Below are 26,129 nucleotides of genomic sequence, written 5' to 3'. Positions count from 1 at the left end.
GCCATCGCATTCCCCTTGATCGGGCAGGAGATATGATCGTGTTCAACCAACGTCGTTTTGCATTCGCGGCCGCTGGCTTGCTGGCACTGGCCTTCAGCGGCGCCGCTCAGGCCCAGCAGACCCTGCTGAATGTGTCCTATGACATTGCCCGGGAGCTATTCGCCGCCATCAACCCGAAATTCCAGCAGCACTGGCTGGAAGAGACCGGCGAGCGCGTCACCATCAACCAGTCCCATGGCGGCACCTCGCGCCAGGCCCAGGCCATCATGCAGGGTTTGCGCGCCGATCTGGTGACCTTCAACCAGGTCACCGATATCGACGCCCTGCGCCAGCGTGGCTTTGTGGCCGATGACTGGCAGGAGCGCCTGCCCAACAATGCATCGCCCTTCTACAGCACCACGGCCTTCCTGGTACGCAAGGGCAACCCGAAAAACATCCAGAGCTGGGACGACCTGATCCGGGAGGATGTGCGCATCGTATTCCCCAATCCGCGCACTTCAGGCAACGGCCGCTACACCTATCTGGCCGCATGGCTGGCCGCCCATCAGCGCCATGACGGCGACGACGCAGCAATCCGCGCGGACGTGCGCCAGTTCCTGCGCAATGTGGCCGTGTTCGACACCGGCGGTCGCGGCGCCACGGTCACGTTTGCCGAGCGCAATATCGGTGATGTGCTGATCAGCTTCGAGTCGGAAGTGAACAATATCCGCAAGGAATACGGCGAAGGGGATTACGAAGTCGTGGTCCCGCCCGTCAGCATCATGGCCGAATTCCCGGTGGCCGTGGTGGACCGCGTGGCCAATGCACAGGGCACCGCCGAACTGGCCAGCGCCTACCTGAATTATCTGTACAGCACGCCGATCCAGACCCTGCTGACCGAGTTCAACTATCGCGTGCATGACGAAGCCGTGGTGAAAGCCACCGCCGACCAGTTCCCGCCCGTAGAGCTGCTGCGCGTCGAGGACATTCTCGGCACCTGGGAAGAAGTTCAGGACGCCCACTTCGGCCGTAACGGCATCCTCGATCAGTTGCAGGCCCGGCGCTGATGCAGCTTACCCGGCCCGGGCGGGCCCTGTTGTTCACGCGTCACCCCGTCCTGCCGGGTTTCACGCTCAGTTTCGGGCTGAGCGTGCTGTTCGTATCACTGGTCATCCTGCTGCCGCTGACCGCACTGCTTCTGCACGCTTCGGACATGTCCTGGGCCGAGTACCGCAGCATCATTCTGGATGACCGGGTGGTGGCCACCTACCGCATTACCGTCATCGCCGCCTTCTGGGCGTCGATGATCAATGCGGTCCTCGGCCTGCTGTTTGCCTGGGTACTGGTGCGTTATCGCTTTCCCGGCCGCAGTCTGATGGATGCGTTGATGGACCTGCCCTTTGCCCTGCCCACGGCAGTGGCGGGCATCACCCTGACCACCCTGTTTGCCGCCAATGGCTGGCTCGGACGCTGGTTCGATATGGCGGGTATCCAGATTGCCTATGCCTTTCCCGGCATCATTATTGCCATGAGCTTTACCAGCCTGCCGTTTGTGGTGCGCGCCCTGCAGCCGGTACTCGAAGATATCGGCCCCGAATACGAAGAAGCCGCCCACACCCTCGGCGCCAGCAGCCGCCAGGCGTTCTGGCATGTGGTGCTGCCACAGCTGCGACCCGCACTGATTACCGGCACCTCACTGGCCTTTATCCGCAGCCTCGGCGAATTCGGCGCCATCATTTTCATTGCCGGCAACATTCCGTTCGAAACGGAAGTGACCTCGCTGATGATTTATGTGCGCATCCAGGAATACGACACGCCTGCGGCCACGGCCATTGCCTCGGTGGTGCTGCTGGCTTCGCTGGTGCTGCTGTTCGTGGTGCAGCTGTGGCAAGGGCGTTTCCTGAAACGGATACGGGGAGGCTGAGCCATGCAGACACCCCGCAACCTGGCCCAATGGGCCCTGATCCTGCTGGCCGCCGCGCTGACCATCATGCTGATGGTGCTGCCGTTGGTGCTGATCTTCAGCAAGGCACTGGGTGCGGGCTGGGAACTGGTGGCCCACAACCTGGCCGACACCGACATGCGCCATGCCATCCGGCTGACCTTGCTGGCGGCCGTCATCACCGTGCCGGTCAATCTGGTGTTCGGCATCCTGCTCGCCTGGTGCGTCACCCGCTACGAATTCCGCGGGCGCAAGCTGCTCACCACCTTTATCGATATTCCGTTTGCCATGTCGCCGGTGGTGGCGGGCCTGTGCTATCTCATTGTCTACAGCATCGAGAGTCGCTTCGGTGGCTGGCTCTACGATCAGGGTATCCAGTTGATGTTCGCCTGGCCGGGCATTGTCATGGTCACCATCTTCGTGACCTGCCCCTATGTGGCCCGCGTGCTGATTCCGCTGATGGAGAGCCAGGGCAGCGAGGAAGAAGAAGCCGCGCTGCTGCTGGGCGCCAGTGGCTGGCAGACCTTCCGCCATGTCACCCTGCCGAACATCAAATGGGCGCTGCTCTACGGTGTGGTGATTACCAATGCCCGGGCGGTGGGGGAATTCGGTGCCGTCTCGGTGGTGTCCGGCGCCATCCGGGGGCAAACGCTCACCCTGCCGCTGCATGTGGAGCTGTTGCACCAGGACTACAACACCGTGGGCGCCTTTACCGCCGCCGGGCTGCTGGCCCTGCTGGCGCTGGTCACACTGGTGCTGAAATCCGTTATGGAATGGCGCCAACGCCGCCTGCTGGCGGACACCGATACGCTTTCACGACCTGAACAGGCCTGATCCCATGAGCATTACCCTCGACAAGATCAGTAAATCCTTCGGCAGCTATCAGGCGCTGTCATCGATTTCCCTGGACCTCACGGGTGGCGAGCTGGTGGGCCTGCTGGGGCCGTCCGGTTCCGGCAAAACGACGCTGCTGCGTATTATCGCCGGGCTGGAAAAAGCCGACAGCGGCCACGTGCTGTTCGATGGCCGCGATGTCACCGGCCTGCCCGTGCAGCAGCGCAAGGTCGGTTTTGTGTTCCAGCAGTACGCATTGTTCCGGCACATGACGGTGGCCGACAACGTCGGCTTCGGCCTGCGCATGCTGCCGCGCGCCCAACGCCCCGGCCGGAACCAGCGCGACGCGCGCATCCGTGAACTGCTGGAACTGGTGCAACTGGAGCACCTGGCCCGGCGCTACCCGGCGCAGCTCTCCGGCGGTCAGCGTCAGCGCGTGGCGCTGGCCCGGGCACTGGCGGTCAACCCGTCCGTGCTGCTGCTGGATGAGCCCTTCGGGGCTCTGGACGCCAAGGTACGCAAGGAACTGCGCCGCTGGCTGCGGCGCCTGCATGAACAGATTCCGGTGACCAGCGTCTTCGTGACCCACGATCAGGAAGAGGCCATGGAGGTGTCTGATCAGGTGGTGGTGATGAGTCAGGGCCAGGTGGAGCAGATCGGCCCGCCCCGCACCGTCTATGAAGAACCGGCCAGCCGCTTCGTGTTCGACTTCCTCGGCCACATCAATGCCCTCTCCGGCACCTGCAATGGCCCGCGCTGGGAAAACGGCCAGGCCTGGCTGAACCTGCCCCCGGGGCTGGGGTGCCCGGCGGGCAACCTGACCCTGTACCTGCGCCCGCACGAGGCCACCCTGGCTCATCGGCCCAGTGCCGAGGCACACCTTCCGGTGGAGGTGGAGGAGGTCAGCGTATTTGGTGCAACGGTAAAAGTGGAGCTGGCGCCCACAGGATGGCAGGCCGATGCACTGGAAGTGGAGCTGCCGCGCGATGACTATCTGGCCCTGCAGGTGCAGCGTCGGCAGCCGTTCTACCTGCTGCCCACACGTTTGCAGTCGATCACCGCCGATGGCGGCCTCGGCCCGGTCATCGAACCCGGACCGCCGTAACCGCAGGCCGGACCGAGGCGGCAGAATGTCGGACAAGCACTGCGGCGGGCTTCCGGCGGCCGGTGGTTGGCGGTATCCTGCACTCAATATCACTATCCCAGGGGTCTGAGACACCGTCTTGAGTACCGAAGTCGCATCGCGCAAGCTCGCCCTCGAGCCTTACGATTCCCGTCGCCTGGCCAACCTCTGTGGCCGGCTGGACGAAAACATCCAGCATATTTCCCGACGTCTCGGCATCGACATCTTCAACCGTGGCAACGAGTTTACCTTTTCCGGTGACCTGGCTGCGGTGGAGGCGGCGTCGAACGTGGTCAGCATGTTGTATGACCAGGCCGGGGAAGGTCAGGACATCACTCCGGAACTGGTGCATCTGCATCTGCAGGGCACCGGCATGGCCGAAGACAACACCGTCGAGTTCCCCACCGATGAACTGGTGATTCGCACCCGGCGTGTCCGCGTGCGCCCGCGCGGCGCCCACCAGAAAGACTATGTGCGCAGCGTGCGCCGCCACGACATCAATTTCGGTATCGGCCCGGCGGGCACCGGCAAGACCTGGCTGGCCGTGGCCTGCGCCGTGGAGTCGCTGGAACGCGGTGAAGTGCAGCGCATCATGCTGGTGCGACCGGCGGTGGAAGCTGGCGAGAAACTCGGCTTCCTGCCCGGCGACCTGGCCGAAAAGATCGACCCCTATCTGCGCCCCCTGTACGACGCCCTGTATGAAATGCTCGGCTTCGAACAGGTCACCAAGCTGATGGAGCGCAACATCATTGAAGTGGCGCCACTGGCCTATATGCGCGGCCGCACACTGAACGGCAGCTTCATCATTCTGGACGAAAGCCAGAACACCACCATGGAACAGATGAAGATGTTCCTGACCCGCATGGGCTTCGGTTCCAAAGCGGTAATCACCGGCGACATGACCCAGGTGGATCTGCCGCGCCATCAACGCTCCGGCCTGGTCCATGCGCTGGACGTGCTCGACGGCGAAAAGGACATCGGCATCACCCGTTTCGACAGCCGCGATGTGGTGCGCCACCCGTTGGTCCAGCGCATTGTGGAAGCCTACGAACGCCATGAACGCGACAACACACCCGAGCGTTGAGATACAGCGCGCCGTGACCGGCGACGGCCTGTGCGGTGCCGACCTGCCCGATGACGCGCAGCTGAACGCCTGGGCCCGGGCCGCTGCCACCGGCGCAGGCGGTGCGCTGGGAGAACTGACCCTGCGCCTGATCGACGCCGACGAAAGCCAGGCCCTGAATCTGGCCTACCGGGGCAAGGACAGCCCGACAAACGTGCTGTCGTTCCCCTTCGAGATGCCGGACGGTCTGGATCTGCCCGGCGACGAACTGATTCTGGGCGACATCGCCCTGTGTGCCGAGGTTATTGCCCGGGAAGCCACCGAGCAGGGCAAACCGGCAGCCCATCACTGGGCACATATGGTCGTGCACGGCATGCTGCACCTGCTGGGCTATGACCACGTGGCGGACGACGATGCCGCCGACATGGAAGCACTGGAAGTGACCATTCTGGCCGGGCTGGGTATCCCTGATCCCTACCAGCCGGTATCCTCACCGACCCCGATGAACCTGGAGTAATCATGCCGGAAGATCATTCCGACACCCCTGGCCGAAGTTGGCTCGACCGGATCACGCAATTCTTTTCCGGCGAGCCTGAGAACCGGGAAGCCCTGATCGAGAAGATGCGCGATCTGCGCGATCGCGACATCATCGATGTGGACACGCTTGGCATCATCGAAGGTGCCCTGCAGGTGGCCGAAATGCAGGTGCGGGAGATCATGATTCCCCGCGCCCAGATGATCTCGATTCGCGCCAATACCCCGCCGAAGGATTTTCTCCCGGTCATCATCGACTGTGCCCATTCCCGTTTCCCGGTACTGGGAGACGATCCGGACGAGGTCATCGGCGTCCTGCTGGCCAAGGACCTGCTGCCTCTGGTGCTGGACCCGGCCCGCATGGACCGCTTCAACATCAAGGACCATATCCGCCAGGCGTTCATCATTCCCGAATCCAAACGACTGGACTCGTTGCTGCGGGATTTCCGCAACAACCGTAACCATATGGCCATCGTCGTGAACGAGTACGGCGGCGTCGCCGGGCTGGTCACCATTGAGGACGTGCTGGAGCAGATTGTCGGCGAGATCGAGGACGAAACCGATGTCGAAGATGACGATTACCTGATCAAGGACCTCGACAACAGCGAGTACACCGTCAAGGCCCTGATTCCCATCGAAGACTTCAACGAGCACTTCGGCAGCACCTTCAGTGATGAAGAATTTGACACCGTCGGCGGTCTGGTCATGCAGGAATTTGGCAGACTGCCAGAACGGAACGAATCCGTGCTTCTCGGCGGCTTCCGGTTTACTGTACTGAATGCCGACGCGCGCACCATCCGCCTGTTGCGGGTGACGCCCGAGGAACAAGAAACAATCCCGGCAGAAGACGGCTGAATGACCGACTTCCTGCCGGTGGGCCCTGAACGGGGTCGCTCTGGGGGAAGTCATCATGATTGCGTTACCGGAACGCCATACCGGCCCGGCATCCCTGCCGTGGCTCTGCTATCTCTGGCTGCTGGTCAGCCTTGTCCTGCTGCTCACCTGGCAGCGCGACCAGCCCGCTCACCTGGATCAGCTGCATAAAGACTATGTCGGCAGCGGCCTGCTCGACGCAGAGCTGCCGGTGTACGCGTCCTGGCTGCGCCTGAACGGTGATATCCGCAGGGCCTATGATCTGGAACAGGCGCGCGCTGCGGGTGACACGCGCATCGTGTTTGACCGCATGGCGTTCGATCCCGCCTTCGATGCGATGCTCGACGAAGACACCAGTCGCTACTGGAGCACCGAAGAAAAACGCCGCTGGCGCGAGTACAAGGCGGCCTTCCTCAACCTGGCCGCCACCCTGCCCCGCGAACAGGCCGGCCTGAACCCGGCACAACCCCGCCCGGCCAGCTTCCTGACCCTGCATCTGCTCAGCCCTGACTATTTGTTGTGGCTGGTCTGCGCCCTGGCCCTGCTGTTCCCGGCCTGGGCCCTGGAAGGCTCCCTGGGTCGCCGCCGCATGCTGGTCCTGTGGCCCGCCGCCGGGATACTGGCCGCGTTGCTCACCGCCCTGCTGCTGCGCCCGGATCACACCATGGTGGCGGGCGGCCAGATTCTCGTCTCCGCCGCCATCGGCCTGTATCTGGGCTATTTTGGCCTGCGCCGTGTGCCGGTGCTGATGCCCGGAAAATCTCCCGCCAGCGCCACTCGTCAGTGGCCCGCTGCGGTCTTCGCCCTGCCCTGGCTGCTGGTGCCCGCCGCGACGGTGGCCAGCGGGCAACACTGGATCGGCCCGCTGACCGGCCTGGCAAGTGGGCTGCTGCTGGTGCAACTGGTGCGCCTCCCCGGCCTGGACGCCCTGCCCGGCGCGACCGAACAGGGTGATCCGGCCGCCAGCCTGCCTGCTGACGTCAACGAGGCCCTGACGCTGGGCTGGGAGGCGCTGGGCAGGCTCGCCCTCGCCGACGCCCGCCAGCAATTCACCCGGGCACTGACGCACACCGGGACCGACGCTGAAGACGACAGCCCGCCTTCCGCCGCCCTGACCCGCGCCCGATTCGATGCCCTGAGCGGCCTGTTCCAACTCGACAAACTGAACGCCGACGGCCCGCCCGACACCGCCTGCGAGCTACTGAGCCTGACCGTGGACGACAGCGACCAGCGCCGCCAGCAACATCGTTACTGGCGCGAGGCCCGTGAGGCATGGGGCGACGCCCTGACTCTGCCCGCACCCGCTGCCCGCCAACTCGCCGCCCGTTTCGCCGCCATTGATGCCGTGAGCGACGCCGAAGCGCTGTTGTCGGGACTACCAGAACCGGAAGACGAACAGGACAGCGCCGCCCACCAACAGGCCCTGCGCGCCCTCGCCGATGCCTTCACCGCACGCGGGCAGCTCAGCAAGGCCAAGGCTTATAGCGCTGCAGGCTGACCGCTGGGTGCTCCGTAGTGCGGCCTCGGGGAGGGGTAAGCCCTTCCAGAAGCCGCCGTGAACCCATCCATGGGGGCTTGCGTTCGGCATCCTGCCTCACACACTTCTGGAAGGGCTTACCCCTCCCCGAGTCCTTGGTTCAGTGCCAACGACACGAACGCCACTTCGTAGCTAGTCGCCAGAACGAGACCCTTAGTTGGCTGGAAGTTTTTAAGCGGGCTGCGCGTGACGGCCCTCGGGGGGCGGGTAAAGGGTTTCTGGACCTTCGAGAGGCATGGATGCCGAACGAGAGCCTACATGGATGTATTCACGGCGTGTCCAGAAACCCTTTACCCGCCCCCCGAGGGCCATAACCACCCAACGAAACAGCATGGAAAATAAACAGAATCAGGAAACCCCACCCAGCCCAAGCTCAGCCCGACACGCCTGCACCTGCTCCCGCTGCTGCGGCAACCGAAAACGACTCTCGACATACTTGAGGAAAGATTCCGCCTTGGCAGGCAGATCAAGATCCGCCGCCAGCACGCGCGCCAGCAGCAGATAAGCGTCCGCCAATCCCGGCCAGTCCGGCGCCCGCTTGTGCAGATCCTGCAGCATCCACAGCGCCCCCTTGGCATCGCCCGCCGCACGCAGCGCACTGGCCACCGTCGCGCACAGATGCGGATCCTCCGGCCGGAAACGGCTGTCCAGCTCACGCAACGTGTTCATCATGCCCGGCAAGCGCTGCGTCTCGCCCGCCTTGATAGCGGCCGCCAGCCACTCCTCCGCCTGGGCCAGCACCTCGTCATGGCGCCCCATGGCCATGAGCAGGCGGTGCAGATCGTCGTTCAGTGGCCACGACGTCGGCTGTTTGTCCAGGCGGCTGCGCAGACTGGCCAGGACCTTCTCGTAGCGCCCTTCGCACAGCAATACGCGCTGACGCCGCAGCGTCTCGTCCTGGCGCGCCTTCAGGCGCCACTCGCGTTGCTGACGGCTGCGGGTGGGCAACTCCAGCAGATCCTGCCATTGCGCCGCCAGGCATCCGGCGAGCGCCGTCAGGCCCAGCCAGGTCAGCCCCCAAAGCGCGACCAGCGCTGGCCCGGCGAGCCAGGGCGGCAACAGGTCCGCGAGCATCCAGCCCAGTGCCAGCGTCAGTGCCGCGCCACCCAGCACGGTCAGCCAGGCCATCAGGGCCTGTGACCCGGGCACCAGCAGCGGCCGCAACACACCGCTGAAGGCGCGCCCGGCATGGCCACCCCGCAACAACTCGATCAGGACCGGCATGATGATCAGCAGGCCCACACCGATCACGGCCAGTGCAGGCAGAAAGGCGGCAGACCCCAACCAGACCCCCAGCCCCACAGGTGCCGCCAGCAGCGGCCAGGCCAGCAGGGCATGCACGAAGGCCAGGGACCATTCCGGATTGTCTTTCAATGCGGACCACGGCAAGGGCGCGTAACGCCCTTCTGCCAGCGCCTTCAGCCGCTGGGCCCCGTAATGCACCAGGCCCAGGGACAGGAGCGCCACCAGCGGCCAGAACAGCGGCTCACCGGCAACCAACGCCGCCACCAGTAGCGGCGGCAACAGCCAGGCCAGCGCCTGTGGCTGTACCGCCTGGCGCAGGCACCAGGGCAGCAACTGCCAGGCCGGCATCGGCGCCAGCGCTGAAGGCAAGGCTTCGAGCGGTTTGTTGGTCAGCAAACTGCGCGCACCGCTGCCGGGTTCGCCCGCCACGCAATCGTCGCAGAAATGAATACCGTCACGCGGGCAATACCAGTAAGCCCGCACCCCTGGATGGTACTTGCAAACCTGTTTCATTATGATCCCCCCCAAACCGACTATAACAGCGAAGCTGTCCTGATGCTGATGCGAAGTCTTGCCCTGGTCGCCGGGTTGCTCTACCCCCTCGCCTTTTCGCCTTTCGAATTCTGGCCCCTGATGCTGGTGAGCATTGCGCTGGCCTGGTACACCCTGCAGGGGGCCCGTGTGCGCGAGGCCCTGCTGCGTGGCTGGCTCTATGGCGTCGGGCTGTTTGGTTACGGCGTCTCCTGGGTGCATGTAAGCATGCATGACTACGGCCACACCCCGATGTGGCTGGCGGTCCCCATGACCGCCCTGTTCGCCGCCTTCCTGGCGCTGTTCCCCGCCATATTGTTTGCGCTGACCGCACGCCTGGGCAAGGCCCCGGCCACCTTGTTGTTCGCCGGGCTGTGGGTGTTGCTGGACGCCCTGCGTGGCTGGCTGATGACCGGCTTCCCGTGGCTGTACGCCGGTTATGCCATGATCGACACACCGCTGTCAGGACTGGCGCCGCTGGGCGGCATCTGGCTGCTGACCCTCGGCACGGTGCTCAGTGGCGTGGCCCTGGGCACCCTGGCGCTGTACCGGCGCCACGGGCTGCGCCCGCTGTGGGCGCCCGGTCTGCTGGCGCTGGTGGCCTGGGGCGTCGGTCTGGCAACAGACCCGGGGCGCTTTGTCACGCCCGCGGGCGAGGCACAGTCGGTGGCCATGCCGCAAGGCAACATTCCCCAGGACCTGCGCTGGCAACTGAGCATGCGCCACGCCACCCGTGACATCTATGCCGACCTGAGCGCACGCATACCGCCGGATCATCTGGTGATCTGGCCAGAATCTGCCCTGACGGAATTCCGCGACAGTGCCGCAGACTTTCTTGGCGAACAGGGGGCCTTGCTGGCAGAGCGGGGCGGCGCGCTGATCACCGGCATTCCCATGCGTGAGCCGGGCGGCCCCACGGGCATGCGCTACTTCAACAGCATTGCGGTGATCGACGGTGGCGAGGGCACCTATCACAAGCAGAAGCTGGTGCCCTTCGGTGAGTATGTGCCGCTGGAATCCCTGCTGCGCGGCATAATTCCTTTCTTTGACCTGCCCATGTCCAGCTTCACCCGTGGCCATCCGGATCAGCCCAATCTGCTGGCCAGGGGTCAGGTCATCTCCCCCTTCATTTGCTATGAAGTGCTCTATCCGGAGCTGGTGGCGCGCCGGGCCCGGGACAGCAATGTGCTGATTACGGTGAGCAACGATGCCTGGTTCGGCACCTCTGCCGGGCCGCATCAGCATTTCCAGATGGCGCGCCTGCGGGCGCTGGAAACCGGGCGCTGGCTGCTGCGCTCAACCAACAACGGCATTACCGCCATCGTCGATCCACAAGGTCAGGTGCGCGAGCGATTGCCGCAATTCGAGCGTGATCTGCTGTTGGGCGGTTATGTGCCGATGACGGGCAGCACGCCCTATATGCGCACGGGGGGCTGGCCGGTGTGGCTGCTGGCGGCACTGCTGTGCCTGCCCGGACTGCGGCGCGGACGAGCTAGCGCAAGTACCTGAAGTGGTACCAGAGGATCGCCAGCCACTCGTAATAGATCTCGGGCAACACCGACAGTGAGCCTGCCGAAGGCATCCATTCCGGCGACGGCAAGCGGCTGGCCGCCAGGGGGACCACCTGAATGCCATGGTGCTGGAAGCACAGCGTGGCCCGGCACAGGTGCGGCCGGTCAGAGACCAGCACGATGCGCTGCACGCCCCGCTGTTGCAGAAAACGGGCAGAGAAGGCCGCATTCTCCCAGGTATTGCGGCTGTCGGTTTCCAGCCAGGGCACCGCGCCAGGCCATTGGCCATGCAACGCCGCGGCCATCAGGGTCGCTTCCGCGGGCGCGCCCTCTGCACGCTTGCCGCCGCCACTGATCAGCAGCGGCAGCTGCATTTCTTCCGCCACATGCATGGCCATGTTGACCCGCCGCAGCCCGGCGGCGGGCACCTGGTACTGGCCATCGCGCTTGCTCAGCCCCGCCCCCAGCACCACCACCGCCTGCGGCCCCTCACGGAAATCCGCCTGCGGCATGGGAGGCAGGAAGCGGCGCACCACCCCGGGCAGGGTGGCCAGCACGAACAGCAAGGCAAAGAAGCTCATGGTCCCCACGGGGCCCATCCGGTGTCACGGCTGTCTGACTGCTGTGCGCTCATGTATCCTATGTTCTTCTTTTTGCATATCACCACCACCAGGATTCGACGAGCCCCGATGGAAGCACAGTATCGTCCCGACACGATTGAGCGGGAAGCCCAGCAGTACTGGGAAAAAAACCGGACCTTCAAGGTAACCGAGGATACCCGCCGGGAAAAGTTCTATTGCCTGAGCATGTTCCCCTACCCCAGCGGCCGCCTGCACATGGGCCACGTGCGCAACTATACCCTGGGCGATGTCGTCAGCCGCTACCAGCGCATGCAGGGCAAAAACGTGATGCAGCCCATGGGCTGGGATGCCTTCGGCCTGCCCGCCGAGAACGCCGCCCTCAAGCATGGCGTGCCGCCGGCCAAGTGGACCTACGAGAACATCGCGTACATGAAAGGCCAGTTGCAGCAACTGGGCTTCGGCTACGACTGGGACCGTGAACTGGCCACCTGCCGCCCGGAATACTACCGCTGGGAACAGTGGTTTTTCACGCAGCTGTTCGAGAAGGGCCTGGTGTACCGCAAGATGGCCACAGTGAACTGGGACCCGGTGGACCAGACCGTGCTGGCCAACGAACAGGTCATTGATGGCCGGGGCTGGCGCTCCGGTGCCCTGGTGGAGCAGAAAGACATTCCCCAGTGGTTCATCAAGATCACCGACTATGCGGAAGAACTGCTCAACGACCTGGACCAGCTGGACGGCTGGCCGGAACAGGTCAAGACCATGCAGCGCAACTGGATTGGCCGCTCCGAAGGCGTGGAGATGGATTTCGATGTGCCCGGCAACGCGCCGGTGCGCGTCTACACCACGCGCCCGGACACCCTGATGGGGGTCAGCTATGTGGCCGTGGCCGCCGGTCACCCGCTGGCGAAACAGGCCGCCGCGCAACGCGCCGACGTGGCCGCCTTTATCGAGGAATGCCAGCACAGCAAGGTGGCGGAAGCCGAACTGGCCACTATGGAAAAACGCGGCGTCGATACCGGCCTGCGCGCCCTGCACCCGATCACCGGCGAGGAAGTACCGGTGTGGGTCGCCAATTTCGTGCTCATGGGTTATGGCACTGGCGCCGTCATGGCGGTACCCGGGCATGACCAGCGTGACTGGGAATTTGCCCGCAAGTATGGCCTGCCGATTCGCCAGGTGATTGCCGCCAGCGATAACAGCCCGGTGGACATGGAGGCCGGCGCCTTTACCGACCACGGCGTGCTGGTGAACTCCGGCGACTTCGACGGCCTGTCGTCTGCCGACGCCTTCAACGCCATTGCCGACAAGCTCGCGGCACTGGGCAAGGGCGAGCGCAAGGTCAACTACCGCCTGCGCGACTGGGGCGTATCGCGCCAGCGTTACTGGGGCGCGCCCATCCCGATGCTGAATCTGGAAAACGGTGACACGGTACCCGCCCCCGCCGACAGCCTGCCAGTACGCCTGCCCGAAGAGGTGGTCATGGACGGCGTCACCAGCCCGATCAAATCCGATCCGGCCTGGGCAAACACCGAATTCAACGGCCAGCCCGCGCTGCGCGAAACCGATACCTTCGACACCTTCATGGAATCGAGCTGGTACTACGCGCGCTATTGCTGCCCGAACAATGACCAGACGATGCTCGACCCGGAGGCGGCCAACTACTGGTTGCCGGTGGACCAGTATATCGGCGGCATCGAACACGCCATTTTGCATCTGCTGTATTCGCGCTTTTTCCACAAGCTGCTGCGCGATGCCGGACTGGTGGCCTCCGACGAACCCTTCAAGCGGCTGCTGTGCCAGGGCATGGTGCTGAAAGACGGCGCCAAGATGTCCAAGTCCAAGGGCAACACCGTGGACCCGCAGGAGATGATCCAGCAGTACGGCGCCGATACCGTGCGTCTGTTCATGATGTTCGCCGCACCACCGGAACAGTCGCTGGAATGGAATGACGCCGGGGTGGAAGGTGCGCATCGTTTCCTCAAGCGCCTCTGGCGTCTGGCTCAGGAACATCAGGTCACCGATGCCCGCCCGGATATCGAAAACCTGAGTGCGGCGGCCCGTGACCTGCGCCGCAAGACCCATGAGACCATTGCCAAGGTCAGTGATGATTACGGCCGTCGCCAGACCTTCAATACCGCCATTGCGGCGGTAATGGAACTGAGCAACGACATGGGACGCTTTACGGTGGACAGTGACAACGACCGCGCCGTGATGCAGGAATCCCTGGAAGCCGCCGTGTTGCTGCTGGCGCCGATCGTGCCGCATATCTGCCACGCATTGTGGCAGGCACTGGGGCATGACGAAGCGGTGGTGGACGCTGCCTGGCCGCGCCATGATGAAAGCGCACTGGTGAAAGACACCATCGAACTGGTGGTGCAGGTCAACGGCAAGGTACGCGCCCGTATTGACGCCCCGGCAGAGGCCGACAAGGCCACCCTGGAAGCCATGGCCAGAAGCGCGCCCAACGCCCAGCGCTTCCTGGAAGGCATGACCATCCGCAAGGTAATCGTGGTGCCCGGCAAGCTGGTCAATATCGTGGTGAGTCCGTGATGCGCCTGCTGCTGGTGATCGCCGCCACCCTGCTGCTGGCCGCTTGCGGCTGGCAGTTGCGCGGCACGCCGCAATACCTGGCCCTGGAAAGCCTGACGCTGGACGGCCCCAGCTATGAACTGCGTCGGCGGCTCGAGCTGGCGCTGGAAGAAAGCGGTGTGGCCGTGCACGGAGATTCCGAGCGCCGCCTGGCGATTCTCAATGAACGCTGGGACCGGCGAACGGTGGCAGTGGATGCCCAGGGCCGCGCGGCCGAAATCGAACTGCGCTACGGCTTCAACTGGCAACTGCGCTCCCGTAACGGCGAAACCCGGACACCGAGCCGACGTATCAACCTGGTGCGCAATTTCAACTTTGATGCCGCCAACGCCACGGCCGCCAGTGACGAAGAACGCGCCACCCGCCAGGAGATGTTCGAGGATGCCACCTGGCAACTGTTGCGGCAGCTGGATGCCGTCAGCGGCCAGTTGATCGACCATGATCTGCTGGACACCAATGCCCTGCCCAATGGCGACCGGGGCGCGGCCCCGCGCCCGGACAGCACGCCGCAGGCCGGGGACGCGCTCTGATGCAACTGAAGCCGGAACAGCTCAAACGCCATCTGGATCAGGCGTTGCTGCCGGTTTATCTGGTGGCAGGGGACGAGCCGTTCCAGCAGGGCGAATGCGCTGATCTGATCCGCCGCACCGCCCGTGGTCGAGGCTACGAAGAGCGCCACCTGTTCAGCAGTGACACCGGCATCGACTGGCCCGGTGTCTACAGCGAAGCACAGAGCATGAGCCTGTTTGGTGGCCAACGCCTGATCGAAATCCGCTTTGGCGAAAAACGCCCGGACAAGGCCGCCAGCGAAATCCTGGTGCAATTGTGCAAGACCCCCGCCCCCGACACCCTGCTGCTGCTGACGGCATCGAAGCTGGACCGGCGCAAGGACATGAACAGCCAATGGGTCAAGGCCGTCACCGGTGTCGGGGCGTTGCTGGAAATCTGGCCCGTACCGGCCGCACAGTTGCCGCGCTGGGTCGAGGGCCGCCTGCGCCAGGCTGGCCTGAGCGCCACGCCGGATGCGCTGGCGCTGTTGTGCGAGCGTAGCGAAGGCAACCTGCTGGCCTGCGCCCAGGAAATCGACAAACTGGCGCTGCTGTTTCCCGGCGCCACGGTGGAGCCCGGACAGATACAGGAAGCGGTCGGCAACAGCAGCCGCTTCAGCCCGTTCGATCTGGGCGATGCCATTACCGCCGGCGACCTGCCGCGGGCGCTGCGTATTCTCGACACGCTGCATACCGAAGGCGTCGAAGCGCCGGTGATCCTGTGGGCCCTGACGCGCGATGTCCGCGCGCTCGCCGCCATGACCGCAGGGCAGGACCCGGGCCGCATGCCGCCGCAGCGGATTCGCCAGCTGGAGGGCCTGGCGCGCAAGCTGGGCGCAGACAGTCTGCATCGCGGGCTGGCCGAGGCGGCCCTGGCAGACCAGACCCTGAAAGGGATGGTGCCCGGAGACCCCTGGCTGCACCTGGCCAATCTGGTCATGCGCCTGTGCGGGCGCCCCCTCGGTCCCGTTTAACAGGCAGAGGCCGGCCTGGTGCGATTGGCCCCGTCGGCCTGCTGCGAGGCCGTGCGTCACTGGCACGGGGCTGCTACCCTTTCGGGACTTTCCACTGCCCGGCTCTCATAACCATGAGCAACGATTCGCAGAACTCGCCTGATACCTCTTCCATCAGTTTCACAGCGCTGTATACCGGCCATGTCTGGGCCGCCAACGGTTTGTCCGCGCCCAGCTTCCACACGCGCATGGGCAGCGTCTATTACCATGCGCTGGCGCCGTTCGAATATATCGGTGGCAAGATTGCCGGCGGCAATATCCGCACCTTCCTGTTGCAGCGTCATCATCTGATCGATCACCTGGTCACGCGTGCCATCGAGGATGAGGGCGTCACGCAGGTGCTGGAAATTGCCTGCGGGTTGTCGCCGCGCGGTTGCCGTTTCACGGCAAAATATCCGCAGTTGAAATATATCGAGGCTGACCTGCCGGGCATGGCGGATCGCAAGCAGAAGCTGCTGGCGCAGGCGGATGCTCTGAGCCCTTTGCATCAGGCGGTGGCGCTGAATGCGTTTACCACAGAAGGCCCCGAGTCGCTGGAGTCGGTCATCCGTGAATCGTTTGATGCAGACAAGCCATTACTGGTGATCACCGAGGGGCTGGTCAACTACTTCGATCTGGAAAGCATCAACCATTTCTGGGTCCGTTTGCGGGCGGCGCTGGCCGCCAACGGTGGCGGCATGTACCTGACCGACAACTATCCGCTGCTGCACGATCATCCGTTCTATCGCACCATGAAGGTGTTGCGGGGCATGCTGGGTACGGTATCGCGCAGCCGGGTAAGTTTTCATTTTGGCAGCGATGCCGAAGCACAGGCGCATTTTGAAGCGCAGGGGTTTGCGCCGGTGACGGTGCATAACCCGAAGGACTACTACGATCTGTTGCCGATGCCGCGTTCGCGGGGCAATCCGTTTGTGCGGGTCATCGAAGGGCGGGTGTAGGAAGGACGGTGGTATGGCCACTCGGGGAGCGGCAACGCTCTCCGGGACACGCCGTGAACCCATCCATGGGGGCTTGCGTTCGGCATCCTGCCTCTCGACAGTCCTGGAGAGCGTTGCCGCTCCCCGAGTGACCGTCCAGCACTGTCCTTGTAGGTCGCTATCCGTAAATCTTGTGGACTTTAGCCGGCTCGCCTTTCGGTTCGATAAAGTAGCTGCGGTCCTGCAGCAATTCCGAGAAACGTTCTGCCTGGGCGATGTTGCCGTGCTTGAACAGGCAACGCAGGTAACCGTTGTCGTCGTAATCGAACACCAGCAGCTCCAGTTGCAGATCCGGTGACGCCAGATGCAGGGTGCAATCACGGGCGTGCTCGGCAGTGGAGAAACCGGGACGTTCGAGTTTCAGCAGGCAGCCAAAGAAGTTGATATCCACCACCTTGACGTCCTGATCGAAACGGAACTGGTCGCCGATGCGGGATTCGCTGGTGACGCGGCCACGACTGTTGCAGGGCAGCAGGCGTTCGCTGCGGCGCCGCTCCAGCTGGTCGTAGGTGCCGCGCGGCAATACGTCCACGCCGTCGACCTTTTCCAGGGAGTCACCGCGCAGGAAGCTGGAAAACAGCTCCAGCGACACTTCGCGTTTTTCCAGCTGCGGCAGGTGGTCGGCGCCCTTGATCAGGGCGAAGGTGGCATTCGGGCATTTGCTGGCGAAATGGGCGTTTTCCCACGGCAGGGTAAAGCTGTCGTATTCGCCGGTGGTCACCAGGGTTTCGCACTCCGGGTAGCCGAGCAGGCCTTCCACGGTCAGCAGGCGGCGGCCATTGATCTTGTAACGCTCGCGCTCGTTCTCGCTCAGCGCTTTCATCTGCCGGTAGAACAGGCGGCGGGCGGTGGGCGTGATGCCGGTTTCCTTGATGCGGTGATAGTTCACCAGATACAGGACCACGGCCTGGGAGAATTCATCCATGCGCCCTTCATCCAGCACGCGCACGGATTCTTCCACCAGCATGCGCCAGCTCTTGCGCGGCCGTACCACGATGCCCGCCACGATCATCTTGCCGGTCAGGGTGGGATACTTGTAGGCAAAGGTGCTGGCGATGGCCGACCCCAGCGACAGGCCCATCAGGTGTACCGTTTCCAGCCCCATGTGCGCGACAAATTCATGCAGCAGGTCGGCCAGATCTTCCATGCCCAGTTGCGGGGCCACCTGGTCGTTGCTGCCCAGCGAGGGCAGATCCACCAGGATCACGGGGAAATCTTCGTAGATGCGCTCGACGCAATACTTGTACGAGGTGAAATTCTGGAAGGCACCGCCAATGACCACCAGCGGCGGCTTGTGCGCATTCTCGGGGCTGGCAAACGGCAGATAGTCTACACGCCACTGACCCACCCAGAAGTGCCGCGGCACGGCCTTGATGGCCTGCCGGTTGTATTCCTGATAATCGATGAGCATTGTTCGGGCCTCCGGTACTGGCCACCTTGTTGTTATGGTTTTTGTCGTTGTTGTTCTTCTGTGCCCCCGGCCCGCCCCCTGTCGGTGACAGTGCATAGTGGCAAGATGCCATTCTGTGGTATTTCCGGGGACAGGTAAACCACCGGGTGACGAGCGCGCGGTGTCCGCCACCAGACAGTACCGCTATACTGTGTGTCCGCTTGACCAGCCACTCTGGAGCACCATGAACATAGAGCAGTACATGCAGGACCTGGGCCAGCGCGCCCGGGCCGCATCGCGCCTGATGGCGCGGGCTGACGCCGGCGCCAAGAATGCGGCCCTGCTGGGGATCGCAGCGGCCCTGCGCGAGCAGCGCGAGGCCATTCTGGCCGCCAACCGGGAAGACATGGCCGCCGGCCGCGAGAACGGCCTGGACGCGGCCTTGCTGGACCGTCTGGAACTGACCCCGGCGCGCTTCGAGGCCATGATCGAAGGCCTGTCCCAGGTCGCGGCCCTGCCGGACCCGGTGGGCGGCATCACCGATCTGAACTATCGCCCGACAGGCATCCAGGTGGGTCGCATGCGCGTGCCCCTGGGGGTCATCGGCATCATCTATGAGTCGCGCCCGAACGTGACCATCGACGCGGCGGCGCTGTGCCTGAAATCCGGCAATGCGGCCATCCTGCGCGGCGGCTCCGAGGCGATTCGGGCCAATCAGGCCATTGCCGCCTGCGTGCGCGCCGGGCTGGCCTCAGCCGGGTTGCCGGAAGATGCCGTGCAGGTGATCGAGACCACCGACCGCGCGGCCGTGGGCGAGCTGATTACCCACCCCGAATACGTGGACGTGATCGTGCCGCGTGGCGGCAAGGGCCTGATCGAGCGTATCAGCCGGGATGCCCGGGTGCCGGTGATCAAGCATCTGGACGGCAACTGCCACGTCTACATCGACGACCAGGCTGACGAGGACAAGGCCCTGCGCGTGGCGATCAACGCCAAGACGCACCGCTACGGCACCTGCAACACCATGGAAACCCTGCTGGTAGCCGAAGGCATTGCCGAACGCATCCTGCCGCCCCTGGCGGCCGCCTACGCCGAGGCTGGCGTGGAACTGCGCGGCTGCGAGCGTGCCCGCGCCCTCATCAGCGACATGAAGCAGGCCGTGGACGCCGACTGGTATGAGGAGTATCTGGCCCCGGTGCTGGCCGTGAAAGTGGTCAGCGGGCTGGACGAAGCGATTGAGCATATCAATCACTACAGCTCCGCCCATACAGAAAGCATTATCACCGAGAACTACACCCGCGCCCGCCGTTTCCTGGCGGAGGTGGATTCCAGCTCGGTGATGGTCAATGCCTCTACCCGTTTCGCCGACGGCTTCGAGTATGGCCTGGGCGCCGAGATCGGCATTTCCACCGACAAGCTGCACGCCCGTGGCCCGGTGGGTCTGGAAGGGCTGACCAGCGAGAAGTGGGTGGTGCTCGGCGACGGACACATCCGCCAGTGACGCCGCTGGTGCTGTTCGGTGGCACCTTTGATCCAGTGCACCGGGCACATATCAACGGCGCCCGAGCGGTCGCGCGGGCGCTGCATGCCCCGGTGCACCTGCTGCCCAATGCAGTGCCCCCGCACCGACCACAACCTGGCGCCAACGGCACCCATCGGCTGGCCATGCTCGAAGCCGCCGTGGCCCGCTACCCCGAACTGATCGCCGATGACTGGGAGTTGCGCCAGAGCGGCCCGTCCTACAGCCTGCATACGCTGGAACACTTTCGCACGCTGGCCGGTCCGCGCCCACTGGTGCTGCTGATCGGCGCCGACAGCCTGGCCGGACTGCACACCTGGCACCGCTGGCAGGATTACCCCACCCTGTGCCACCTGGCCGTCTTGCCGCGCCCGGAGGCCGGCGAGGCCGACCCCGCGGTGCTTCAGGCCTTTCCGCAAGGCGATGCCGCCACCCTGTGCCAGCTACCAGCCGGGCGGCGCCTGATGCTCAAGCGCCCGTTCCTCAATGTCTCGGCCAGCGCCGTACGCGACGCCCTGGCGCGCAACGGGCATTGCCCCGCCCTGAGCAGCGACGTAGAGGCATATATCCAGCGCCATCACCTGTATAATGTGCCGAACACTTCCAAGCCCCCAACCAGACCAGGGACCGCATGACCGCGAACACACCCGATATCCTGAACATCGCCCTTGAGGCCCTCGACGAACTGAAGGCCCGCAACGTCACGGACCTGGACGTGCGCGAACTCACCAGCATCGCCGACCACATGGTGATTGCCACCGGCACCTCCAGCCGCCACGTCAAGGCGCTGGCCAACAACGTGGTCGAGCAGGCCAAGGCAGCAGGCGTCATGCCCGTGGGCACCGAAGGCCAGCAGAATGCCGAGTGGATTCTGGTGGATCTGGGCGATGTCATTGTCCATGTGATGCAGCCCGCCACCCGCGAGTTCTATGACCTGGAACGCCTCTGGCGCAAACCTGACGCCCGCCCGGACGGCATCGCCCGCGAAAGCCGCGACGGCGATAGCGAATAACCATGCGGGTCCACCTGCTGGCCCTGGGTACCCGCATGCCAGACTGGGTGCAAGCGGGCACCGACGAGTACAGCAAGCGACTGGCCGGTGATATCCGCCTGGAAATTGAGGAAATTCCCCTGCCGAAACGCGGCAGCACCCCGGTACCCACCCTGATCCGCCAGGAAGCCGAGCTGCTGCGCAAACGCATGGCCCGGTACCCCGGCGCCCGCAGTGTCGCCCTGGAAGTCACCGGGCGCCGCCTGACCACGGAAAAACTCGCCACCGAACTGGGCCACCTGCGCGACCTGGGCCAGGACCTGATCCTGCTGGTCGGCGGCCCCGACGGCCTGTGCCCGGAACTGTCCGCCGGCTGCGACCTGCGCTGGTCGCTGTCCGACCTCACCCTGCCCCACCCGCTGGTACGGATTCTGCTGGCGGAGCAGGTCTATCGGGCGTGGAGTATTCTGGCGGGGCATCCGTATCATCGGGGGTGAGGGTTGCAAGCTGGCACCAACCTGACAATCAGCCGGACCATAAACTGACAATTGGACGGCGAAAAACTTGCAATTAGCCGATGAAAAGCATGCCCCTGAGCCAGCGATTTGCCGAGGCCACGCTTGCCGAGGCCCTCGAAGATTCACCCGTGGTCCTGGTCCATGGGCCGCGCCAATGCGGCAAGAGCACGCTTGCCAGAATGCTCGGTGATCTGCCTTCCAGCTCAGCCGGACAACCATTGGTGACTATGTCACCTTGCTGGAAAACATCTTTCTGCTGGAGCGCTTGCCCCCCTGGCACAGCAATCACACAAGTCGTTTGATAAAAACCCCGAAATTACATATGGGAGATACCGGCCTGGCTTGCGCCTTGCTCGGCCTCAGCAGCGATATGCTCAGTAATAATCGCTCTCAACTTGGGCCGCTACTGGAAACCTTTGTGTATCAGGAGCTACGTCGCCTTGCCAGTTGGCATCCCCGGCACCATGACTTCTTCCATCTCCGGGACAAAGACAAGGTGGAAGTAGATGTCGTGATAGAACGGGGCGACGGCCCACTCGCGGGTGTTGAGATCAAGGCTGCCGCCACGGTCACCGCTGCAGACTTTCGCGGCCTGCAGAAACTCAAGGATGCCGCAGGCAAGCGCTTTGCCGCAGGCGTCGTGCTCTATGATGGTGAAATGTGCGTCCGCTTTGGTGAGGGCCTGTACGCTGTGCCACTTCGATGGCTTTGGGAGCGATAAAACCAGCTGGGAATCGATTCATTCAATTGGCTTGATCATGTAGCCATCTACCTTCCAGCCCTGCTGATAGGCCATGACCAATGTTTCTTCATAACGCTGCCGCCCAAACCTTGTCGTGTACTTCAACCAGGCTCTGGCGCCATCCGTGTGCTGAGGCAACATTCTTGAAAGGAACAAACGGCTTTCCAGCTTCCTGCGCGGCCTGGGCATGCTTTCATACAGGCCACTCACAAGAGAAAGGCATCTGTCGCGCGAGAAATTGTCCCCAATAAACCTGTCACCGCACGCTACGCTGACACCACTCTCATCCAGCACGACCAGCCAGGCATCACCTGCTGCCATCAAGGCCCGCTCCTCATCGTCCGGAGCGCCGTGCTGAGCTATTTTCCAAATAAAAATCACAACGGTGACAAAGACTGGCAGCCATAACTTCAAAGTTTCGAGCCACCAATCGGCATCTCCAGCTTTATAATCTTCATGCTCAGGCGGTTCACCCCCGAAATTATCCAGATCTCTGCCCATCAATCCTCCGTATCTACATACTCATGATTACTCACATCGATGGGTTCCAGATAGCGCTCTGCTTCAGCCACCGACTTGAATATCGAGATATCCCCGCTTTCACAAACAGCAATTGGGCTTTTCATAAAAATGGAATCCGCAGCGATTGACCAAAGTCACACACTCCAAACTACGAAACCTCCCCCTGGGACCAAACCACATAGAAAACAAACATGAATGCTATGAATAATAAGCACCAATGCCGAGAACTTGCCAATATGGCCGGCAAGATGAGCAAATATTGCGGCTCCCACCAATCGAGCTCAATGCGCACTCCACTTCACACCTGTTCAAGCAAGCAGCGGCAGTCCTACCAGAGCCATGGTATGGCGCATCCTCACTGGCAGCCGATGCAACCGTGTCATAGAGAGCGCTTACTCACCCTCAACCGCCTGCCAGCGCTGGCAGGCAGGCATATGCCCCTTGCCGCCCCGCCCCCACCCCATTACCCTTTGCGCTGATCCGCGCCGCACCGATATCCGAGGCTTTCTCCGCCATGCGCTCACCCATGACATTCAGGGACCACCACAACGAGGGGCGTATCTTCTCGACGCGCCTGCTGTGGTCTGCCGTCATCGTGCTGGCGCTGATGGGGGTGTTGGCGGGGCGGATGTTCTGGTTGCAGGCCATTCAGCATGACCGCTACACCACCCTGTCGGACAAGAATCGGGTGCAGACCCAGGCGATTGCGCCGCCGCGCGGGCTGATCTACGACCGCCGTGGCGAGCTGCTGGCAGACAATCAGCCTGACTTTTCTCTGGCGCTGATCGTCGAGCAGGTGCCGAATATCAATGACACCCTGGCGCTGGTGGCAGAGAAGGTGGCGCTGGAGGAGGCGGATATCGAGCGGTTCTGGCGGCGGGTGCGCAGCCCGCGTCGTCCGTGGGAGCCGGTGCCGCTGCGCGCGCGCCTGACGGAGGAAGAAATTGCCCGCGTCGCCGTGATCCAGCATGAGCTGCCGGGTGTGCGCATCGATGCCAACCCGATCCGCCATTACCCCTATGACGAGCTGTTCTCCCATGTCCTGGGCTATGTGAATCGCATCAATGCCGAAGACCTGGAGCGCATGACGCCCGATGAGCAGGCCAACTACAGCGGCACGCATTTCTACGGGCGCCTGGGTGTAGAGCGACACTATGAACGGCTGCTGCACGGCCGGGTGGGCTTCCGCAAGGTGGAAACCAATGCGCGGGGGCGAATACTGGAGGTGCTCGAGCAGATTCCGCCGCTGCCGGGTGAGGACGTTCACCTGCATCTGGATATCCGGGTCCAGCAGGCCGCCTGGGATGCGCTGGGCGAGCGCCGGGGCGCCGTGGTGGCCATGGATCCCCGCGATGGCGGCATACTGGCCTTTGTCAGCCGCCCGGGCTTTGATCCCAATCTGTTTGTGACCGGCATTTCACACCGCAACTATTCCGAATACCGGGACGATCTGGACCGGCCGCTGTTCAACCGGGCCTTGCAGGGGCAGTATCCCCCCGGATCCACCCTCAAGCCCATCGCGGGCCTGGCGGGGCTGGATGCCGGGGTGACCGACTGGCAGCGCACCATGTGGGACCCGGGCTATTACCGTCTGGAAGGCCAGACCCGGGTGTTCCGTGACTGGCGCCGCCAGGGTCACGGCTGGGTGGACATGCACAAGTCCATCGTCGAATCCTGTGATACCTACTTCTATGACATGGGCTTCAAGCTCGGCATCGACCGCATGCATGACTTCATGGTGCGCTTCGGGCTGGGCGACCGCACCGGTATAGATCTGCCCGGTGAATCGCGGGGCATCATGCCGTCGCGGGCCTGGAAGCGCGCGGTACGCGGTGAACCCTGGTTCCACGGCGATACCATCAACGCCAGCATCGGCCAGGGTTACATGCTTACATCGCCCTTGCAGTTGGCGGTGTCCACCGCCGTCTTCGCCCGTCGCGGCGAGCCGGTGGTGCCTCGGGTCGCCCAGCTGCACCCGCCGGCCTCGCCCATCGAACCGGCACTGACACCGGACAGCCGTCACTGGGACCGGATGACCGCCGCCATGGTGGATGTGGTACACGGCGCCCGGGGTACGGCCCGTGCCATGGGCCAGGGCGCGAAATACCGGATCGCCGCCAAGACCGGCACGGCCCAGGTGTTCTCCCTGGGCAAGGACGAGGAATACAACGCCGAGGAAATCGCCGAGCGGCTGCGCGATCATGCCCTGATCGTCGGTTTTGCGCCCGCCGACAACCCGGCCATTGCCGTGGCGGTACTGGTGGAAAATGGCGGCAGCGGTGGCTCTTCGGCGGGGCCTGTGGCGCGTCAGGTCATGGATGCCTGGCTGCTCAACCGGGCCGGTGAGCTGGAGATTCCTCCGGTGGCCGTCCCCGGCGCCGTGCCTGCACTGATGGCTGACAACCGATGAACACCGAATTCTTGCGGCAGATGCCGAGCAGTCGCAGCTTTGCGGGCAGTGGCAACGGCCTGCTCTGGCGCCTGCATCTGGATTCCCCGCTGCTGGCCGCATTGCTGGTGCTGTGCGGCGCCGGTCTGCTGGTGCTGTACAGCGCGGGCGACGGCAACCCCGATCTGGTGGTACGCCAGGCCATCCGTCTGGGCGGCGGTTTCATGGCGCTGCTGATTCTGGCTCAGGTACCGCCGCGCACCTACCGGTTCTGGGCCCCGGCCGTCTATGCCGGCGGGCTGTTCCTGCTGGTGCTGGTGCTGTTTATCGGCACCGAGGCCAAAGGCGCCCAGCGCTGGCTGACCGTGCCGGGGGTCGGCAGCTTCCAGCCCGCCGAGATCATGAAGCTGGCGGTACCTGCCATGGTGGCCTGGTACTTCAGTGAACGCAGCCTGCCCGCGCGTTTCCGCGATGTGCTGCTGGTGCTGTTGATCACTCTGGTGCCGGTGCTGCTGATTGCCCGGCAACCGGATCTGGGCACCTCGCTGCTGGTGGCGGCGGCGGGGCTGCTGGTGCTGTTTGTGGCCGGTCTGTCCTGGCGGCTGATCCTGGCGGCCCTCAGTCTGCTGGCGATCGCGGCGCCGCTGATGTATTTCTTTGTGCTGCACCCGTACCAGCGGCGCCGGGTGGACACCTTCTTCAATCCCGAGGCCGATCCGCTGGGTGCAGGCTGGAACATCATCCAGTCGAAAACCGCCATCGGCTCCGGCGGCATCAGTGGCAAGGGCTGGCTCAACGGCACCCAGTCACGCCTGGATTTTCTGCCGGAATCCTCCACCGATTTCATTCTTGCGGTGCTGGCCGAAGAGGGTGGCCTGATTGGCGTGCTGATGCTGCTGGGGCTGTATCTGGCCGTTATCGGTCGCGGTCTGTTCATCAGTTGGCAAGCGCAGGAAACTTTCAGCCGCCTTCTGGCGTCTTCTCTGGCACTGACTTTCTTCATTTACGTGTTCGTGAATATCGGCATGGTCTCCGGCCTGCTGCCTGTGGTGGGTGTGCCGCTGCCCCTGATCAGCTATGGCGGCACCTCCATCGTCACGTTGCTGGCGGGCTTTGGTATTCTGATGTCGATTCACACACACCGAAAACTGATGAGCCACCATTGAAAAAGGATT

The 26,129-nt window shown here is 63.8% G+C and carries 23 protein-coding genes and 1 pseudogene; 20 read left to right on the top strand and 4 right to left on the bottom strand.

Features of this window, described 5'->3' with window-relative positions; genetic code table 11:
- The first annotated feature begins 38 nt into the window (after positions 1-38).
- The 8 genes from cysP (at position 39) to DKW65_RS03195 (ending at position 7,846) form a co-directional block, all read left to right on the top strand.
- Complete coding sequence (gene cysP / locus DKW65_RS03230; RefSeq protein WP_425451911.1) at positions 39-1,046, top strand: thiosulfate ABC transporter substrate-binding protein CysP; 1,008 nt, start codon at positions 39-41, stop codon at positions 1,044-1,046.
- Positions 1,046-1,903, top strand: a complete 858-nt coding sequence (gene cysT, locus DKW65_RS03225; protein WP_111655908.1) for a sulfate ABC transporter permease subunit CysT — start codon at positions 1,046-1,048, stop codon at positions 1,901-1,903. The genes cysP and cysT overlap by 1 nt, the downstream gene beginning before the upstream one ends.
- Before the next feature lie 3 nt (positions 1,904-1,906).
- Complete coding sequence (gene cysW / locus DKW65_RS03220) at positions 1,907-2,755, top strand: sulfate ABC transporter permease subunit CysW (protein ID WP_111655907.1); 849 nt, start codon at positions 1,907-1,909, stop codon at positions 2,753-2,755.
- Positions 2,756-2,759: 4 nt separating this feature from the next.
- Positions 2,760-3,860, top strand: a complete 1,101-nt coding sequence (locus DKW65_RS03215; protein WP_111655906.1) for a sulfate/molybdate ABC transporter ATP-binding protein — start codon at positions 2,760-2,762, stop codon at positions 3,858-3,860.
- 118 nt (positions 3,861-3,978) lie between these two features.
- A complete protein-coding gene (locus tag DKW65_RS03210) occupies positions 3,979-4,962 on the top strand; it encodes a PhoH family protein (RefSeq protein ID WP_111655905.1) in 984 nt (327 codons plus the stop codon).
- A complete protein-coding gene (gene ybeY, locus DKW65_RS03205; protein ID WP_111655904.1) occupies positions 4,934-5,458 on the top strand; it encodes an rRNA maturation RNase YbeY in 525 nt (174 codons plus the stop codon). The genes DKW65_RS03210 and ybeY overlap by 29 nt, the downstream gene beginning before the upstream one ends.
- Positions 5,459-5,460: 2 nt before the next feature.
- Entirely contained in the window at positions 5,461-6,330 is an 870-nt protein-coding gene (locus DKW65_RS03200) for a CorC family transporter (protein ID WP_111655903.1), read from the top strand.
- A 55-nt stretch (positions 6,331-6,385) separates the two neighbouring features.
- Positions 6,386-7,846: a rhomboid family intramembrane serine protease gene (locus DKW65_RS03195; protein ID WP_111655902.1), complete on the top strand. Its 1,461-nt coding sequence runs from the start codon at positions 6,386-6,388 to the stop codon at positions 7,844-7,846.
- Positions 7,847-8,233: 387 nt separating this feature from the next.
- Here the strand turns inward: DKW65_RS03195 and DKW65_RS03190 are convergent, their stop codons facing one another.
- Positions 8,234-9,643 (bottom strand): B-box zinc finger protein, encoded by a 1,410-nt coding sequence (locus DKW65_RS03190; RefSeq protein ID WP_162925670.1) that lies wholly within the window; start codon positions 9,641-9,643, stop codon positions 8,234-8,236.
- A 42-nt stretch (positions 9,644-9,685) separates the two neighbouring features.
- Here DKW65_RS03190 and lnt point away from each other — a divergent pair, with 42 nt between their 5' ends.
- Positions 9,686-11,170 carry an apolipoprotein N-acyltransferase gene (gene lnt, locus DKW65_RS03185; protein ID WP_111657496.1) on the top strand — a complete coding sequence of 495 codons (1,485 nt, stop codon included), beginning with the start codon at positions 9,686-9,688 and terminating at the stop codon, positions 11,168-11,170.
- Here the strand turns inward: lnt and DKW65_RS03180 are convergent.
- A complete protein-coding gene (locus DKW65_RS03180; protein WP_111657495.1) occupies positions 11,154-11,753 on the bottom strand; it encodes a YdcF family protein in 600 nt (199 codons plus the stop codon). The two genes, lnt and DKW65_RS03180, sit on opposite strands and share 17 nt — an antisense overlap.
- 108 nt (positions 11,754-11,861) lie before the next feature.
- On the opposite strand from DKW65_RS03180, the gene leuS reads away from it, so the two are divergent.
- The 4 genes from leuS (at position 11,862) to DKW65_RS03160 (ending at position 16,844) form a co-directional block, all read left to right on the top strand.
- Positions 11,862-14,306: a leucine--tRNA ligase gene (gene leuS / locus DKW65_RS03175; RefSeq protein ID WP_111655900.1), complete on the top strand. Its 2,445-nt coding sequence runs from the start codon at positions 11,862-11,864 to the stop codon at positions 14,304-14,306.
- The gene (locus tag DKW65_RS03170; RefSeq protein ID WP_111655899.1) at positions 14,306-14,875 is read left to right on the top strand and encodes an LPS-assembly lipoprotein LptE; all 570 of its coding nucleotides are present in this window, start codon (positions 14,306-14,308) and stop codon (positions 14,873-14,875) included. Before leuS ends, DKW65_RS03170 begins: the two co-directional genes overlap by 1 nt.
- On the top strand, positions 14,875-15,867 hold the full coding sequence (gene holA / locus DKW65_RS03165; RefSeq protein ID WP_111655898.1) for a DNA polymerase III subunit delta: 993 nt from the start codon (positions 14,875-14,877) through the stop codon (positions 15,865-15,867). Before DKW65_RS03170 ends, holA begins: the two co-directional genes overlap by 1 nt.
- Before the next feature lie 113 nt (positions 15,868-15,980).
- Positions 15,981-16,844 (top strand): class I SAM-dependent methyltransferase, encoded by an 864-nt coding sequence (locus DKW65_RS03160; protein WP_111655897.1) that lies wholly within the window; start codon positions 15,981-15,983, stop codon positions 16,842-16,844.
- 157 nt (positions 16,845-17,001) lie between these two features.
- On the opposite strand, the gene DKW65_RS03155 is transcribed toward DKW65_RS03160, so the two are convergent.
- Positions 17,002-18,294: an alpha/beta fold hydrolase gene (locus tag DKW65_RS03155; protein WP_111655896.1), complete on the bottom strand. Its 1,293-nt coding sequence runs from the start codon at positions 18,292-18,294 to the stop codon at positions 17,002-17,004.
- 223 nt (positions 18,295-18,517) lie between these two features.
- Between DKW65_RS03155 and DKW65_RS03150 the strand changes: the two genes are divergently transcribed.
- The 5 genes and pseudogenes from DKW65_RS03150 to DKW65_RS03130 form a co-directional block, all read left to right on the top strand.
- The gene (locus DKW65_RS03150; protein ID WP_111655895.1) at positions 18,518-19,774 is read left to right on the top strand and encodes a glutamate-5-semialdehyde dehydrogenase; all 1,257 of its coding nucleotides are present in this window, start codon (positions 18,518-18,520) and stop codon (positions 19,772-19,774) included.
- Positions 19,771-20,427, top strand: coding sequence for a nicotinate-nucleotide adenylyltransferase (gene nadD / locus DKW65_RS03145; RefSeq protein ID WP_111655894.1), 657 nt, complete (start codon positions 19,771-19,773; stop codon positions 20,425-20,427). Before DKW65_RS03150 ends, nadD begins: the two co-directional genes overlap by 4 nt.
- Entirely contained in the window at positions 20,424-20,804 is a 381-nt protein-coding gene (rsfS, locus tag DKW65_RS03140; RefSeq protein WP_111655893.1) for a ribosome silencing factor, read from the top strand. Before nadD ends, rsfS begins: the two co-directional genes overlap by 4 nt.
- 2 nt (positions 20,805-20,806) lie before the next feature.
- Positions 20,807-21,280, top strand: coding sequence for a 23S rRNA (pseudouridine(1915)-N(3))-methyltransferase RlmH (rlmH, locus tag DKW65_RS03135; RefSeq protein ID WP_111655892.1), 474 nt, complete (start codon positions 20,807-20,809; stop codon positions 21,278-21,280).
- Between the two features lie 229 nt (positions 21,281-21,509).
- Positions 21,510-22,022: pseudogene (locus tag DKW65_RS03130) on the top strand (ATP-binding protein); the annotation flags it as partial.
- Between the two features lie 18 nt (positions 22,023-22,040).
- Here DKW65_RS03130 and DKW65_RS03125 read toward each other — a convergent pair.
- A complete protein-coding gene (locus DKW65_RS03125; protein ID WP_111655890.1) occupies positions 22,041-22,544 on the bottom strand; it encodes a hypothetical protein in 504 nt (167 codons plus the stop codon).
- Positions 22,545-23,091: 547 nt separating this feature from the next.
- Here DKW65_RS03125 and mrdA point away from each other — a divergent pair.
- Together mrdA and rodA are read left to right on the top strand one after the other, a co-directional pair.
- Positions 23,092-24,975: a penicillin-binding protein 2 gene (gene mrdA, locus DKW65_RS03120; protein WP_245932384.1), complete on the top strand. Its 1,884-nt coding sequence runs from the start codon at positions 23,092-23,094 to the stop codon at positions 24,973-24,975.
- Positions 24,972-26,120: a rod shape-determining protein RodA gene (gene rodA / locus DKW65_RS03115; RefSeq protein ID WP_111655888.1), complete on the top strand. Its 1,149-nt coding sequence runs from the start codon at positions 24,972-24,974 to the stop codon at positions 26,118-26,120. Before mrdA ends, rodA begins: the two co-directional genes overlap by 4 nt.
- Positions 26,121-26,129 lie beyond the last annotated feature (9 nt).

Source organism: Isoalcanivorax indicus, from assembly GCF_003259185.1.
Classification (GTDB): Bacteria; Pseudomonadota; Gammaproteobacteria; order Pseudomonadales; family Alcanivoracaceae; genus Isoalcanivorax; species Isoalcanivorax indicus.
Note: the sequence above shows the minus strand (reverse complement) of the source record. Positions and strands in the feature narration are given on the sequence as shown.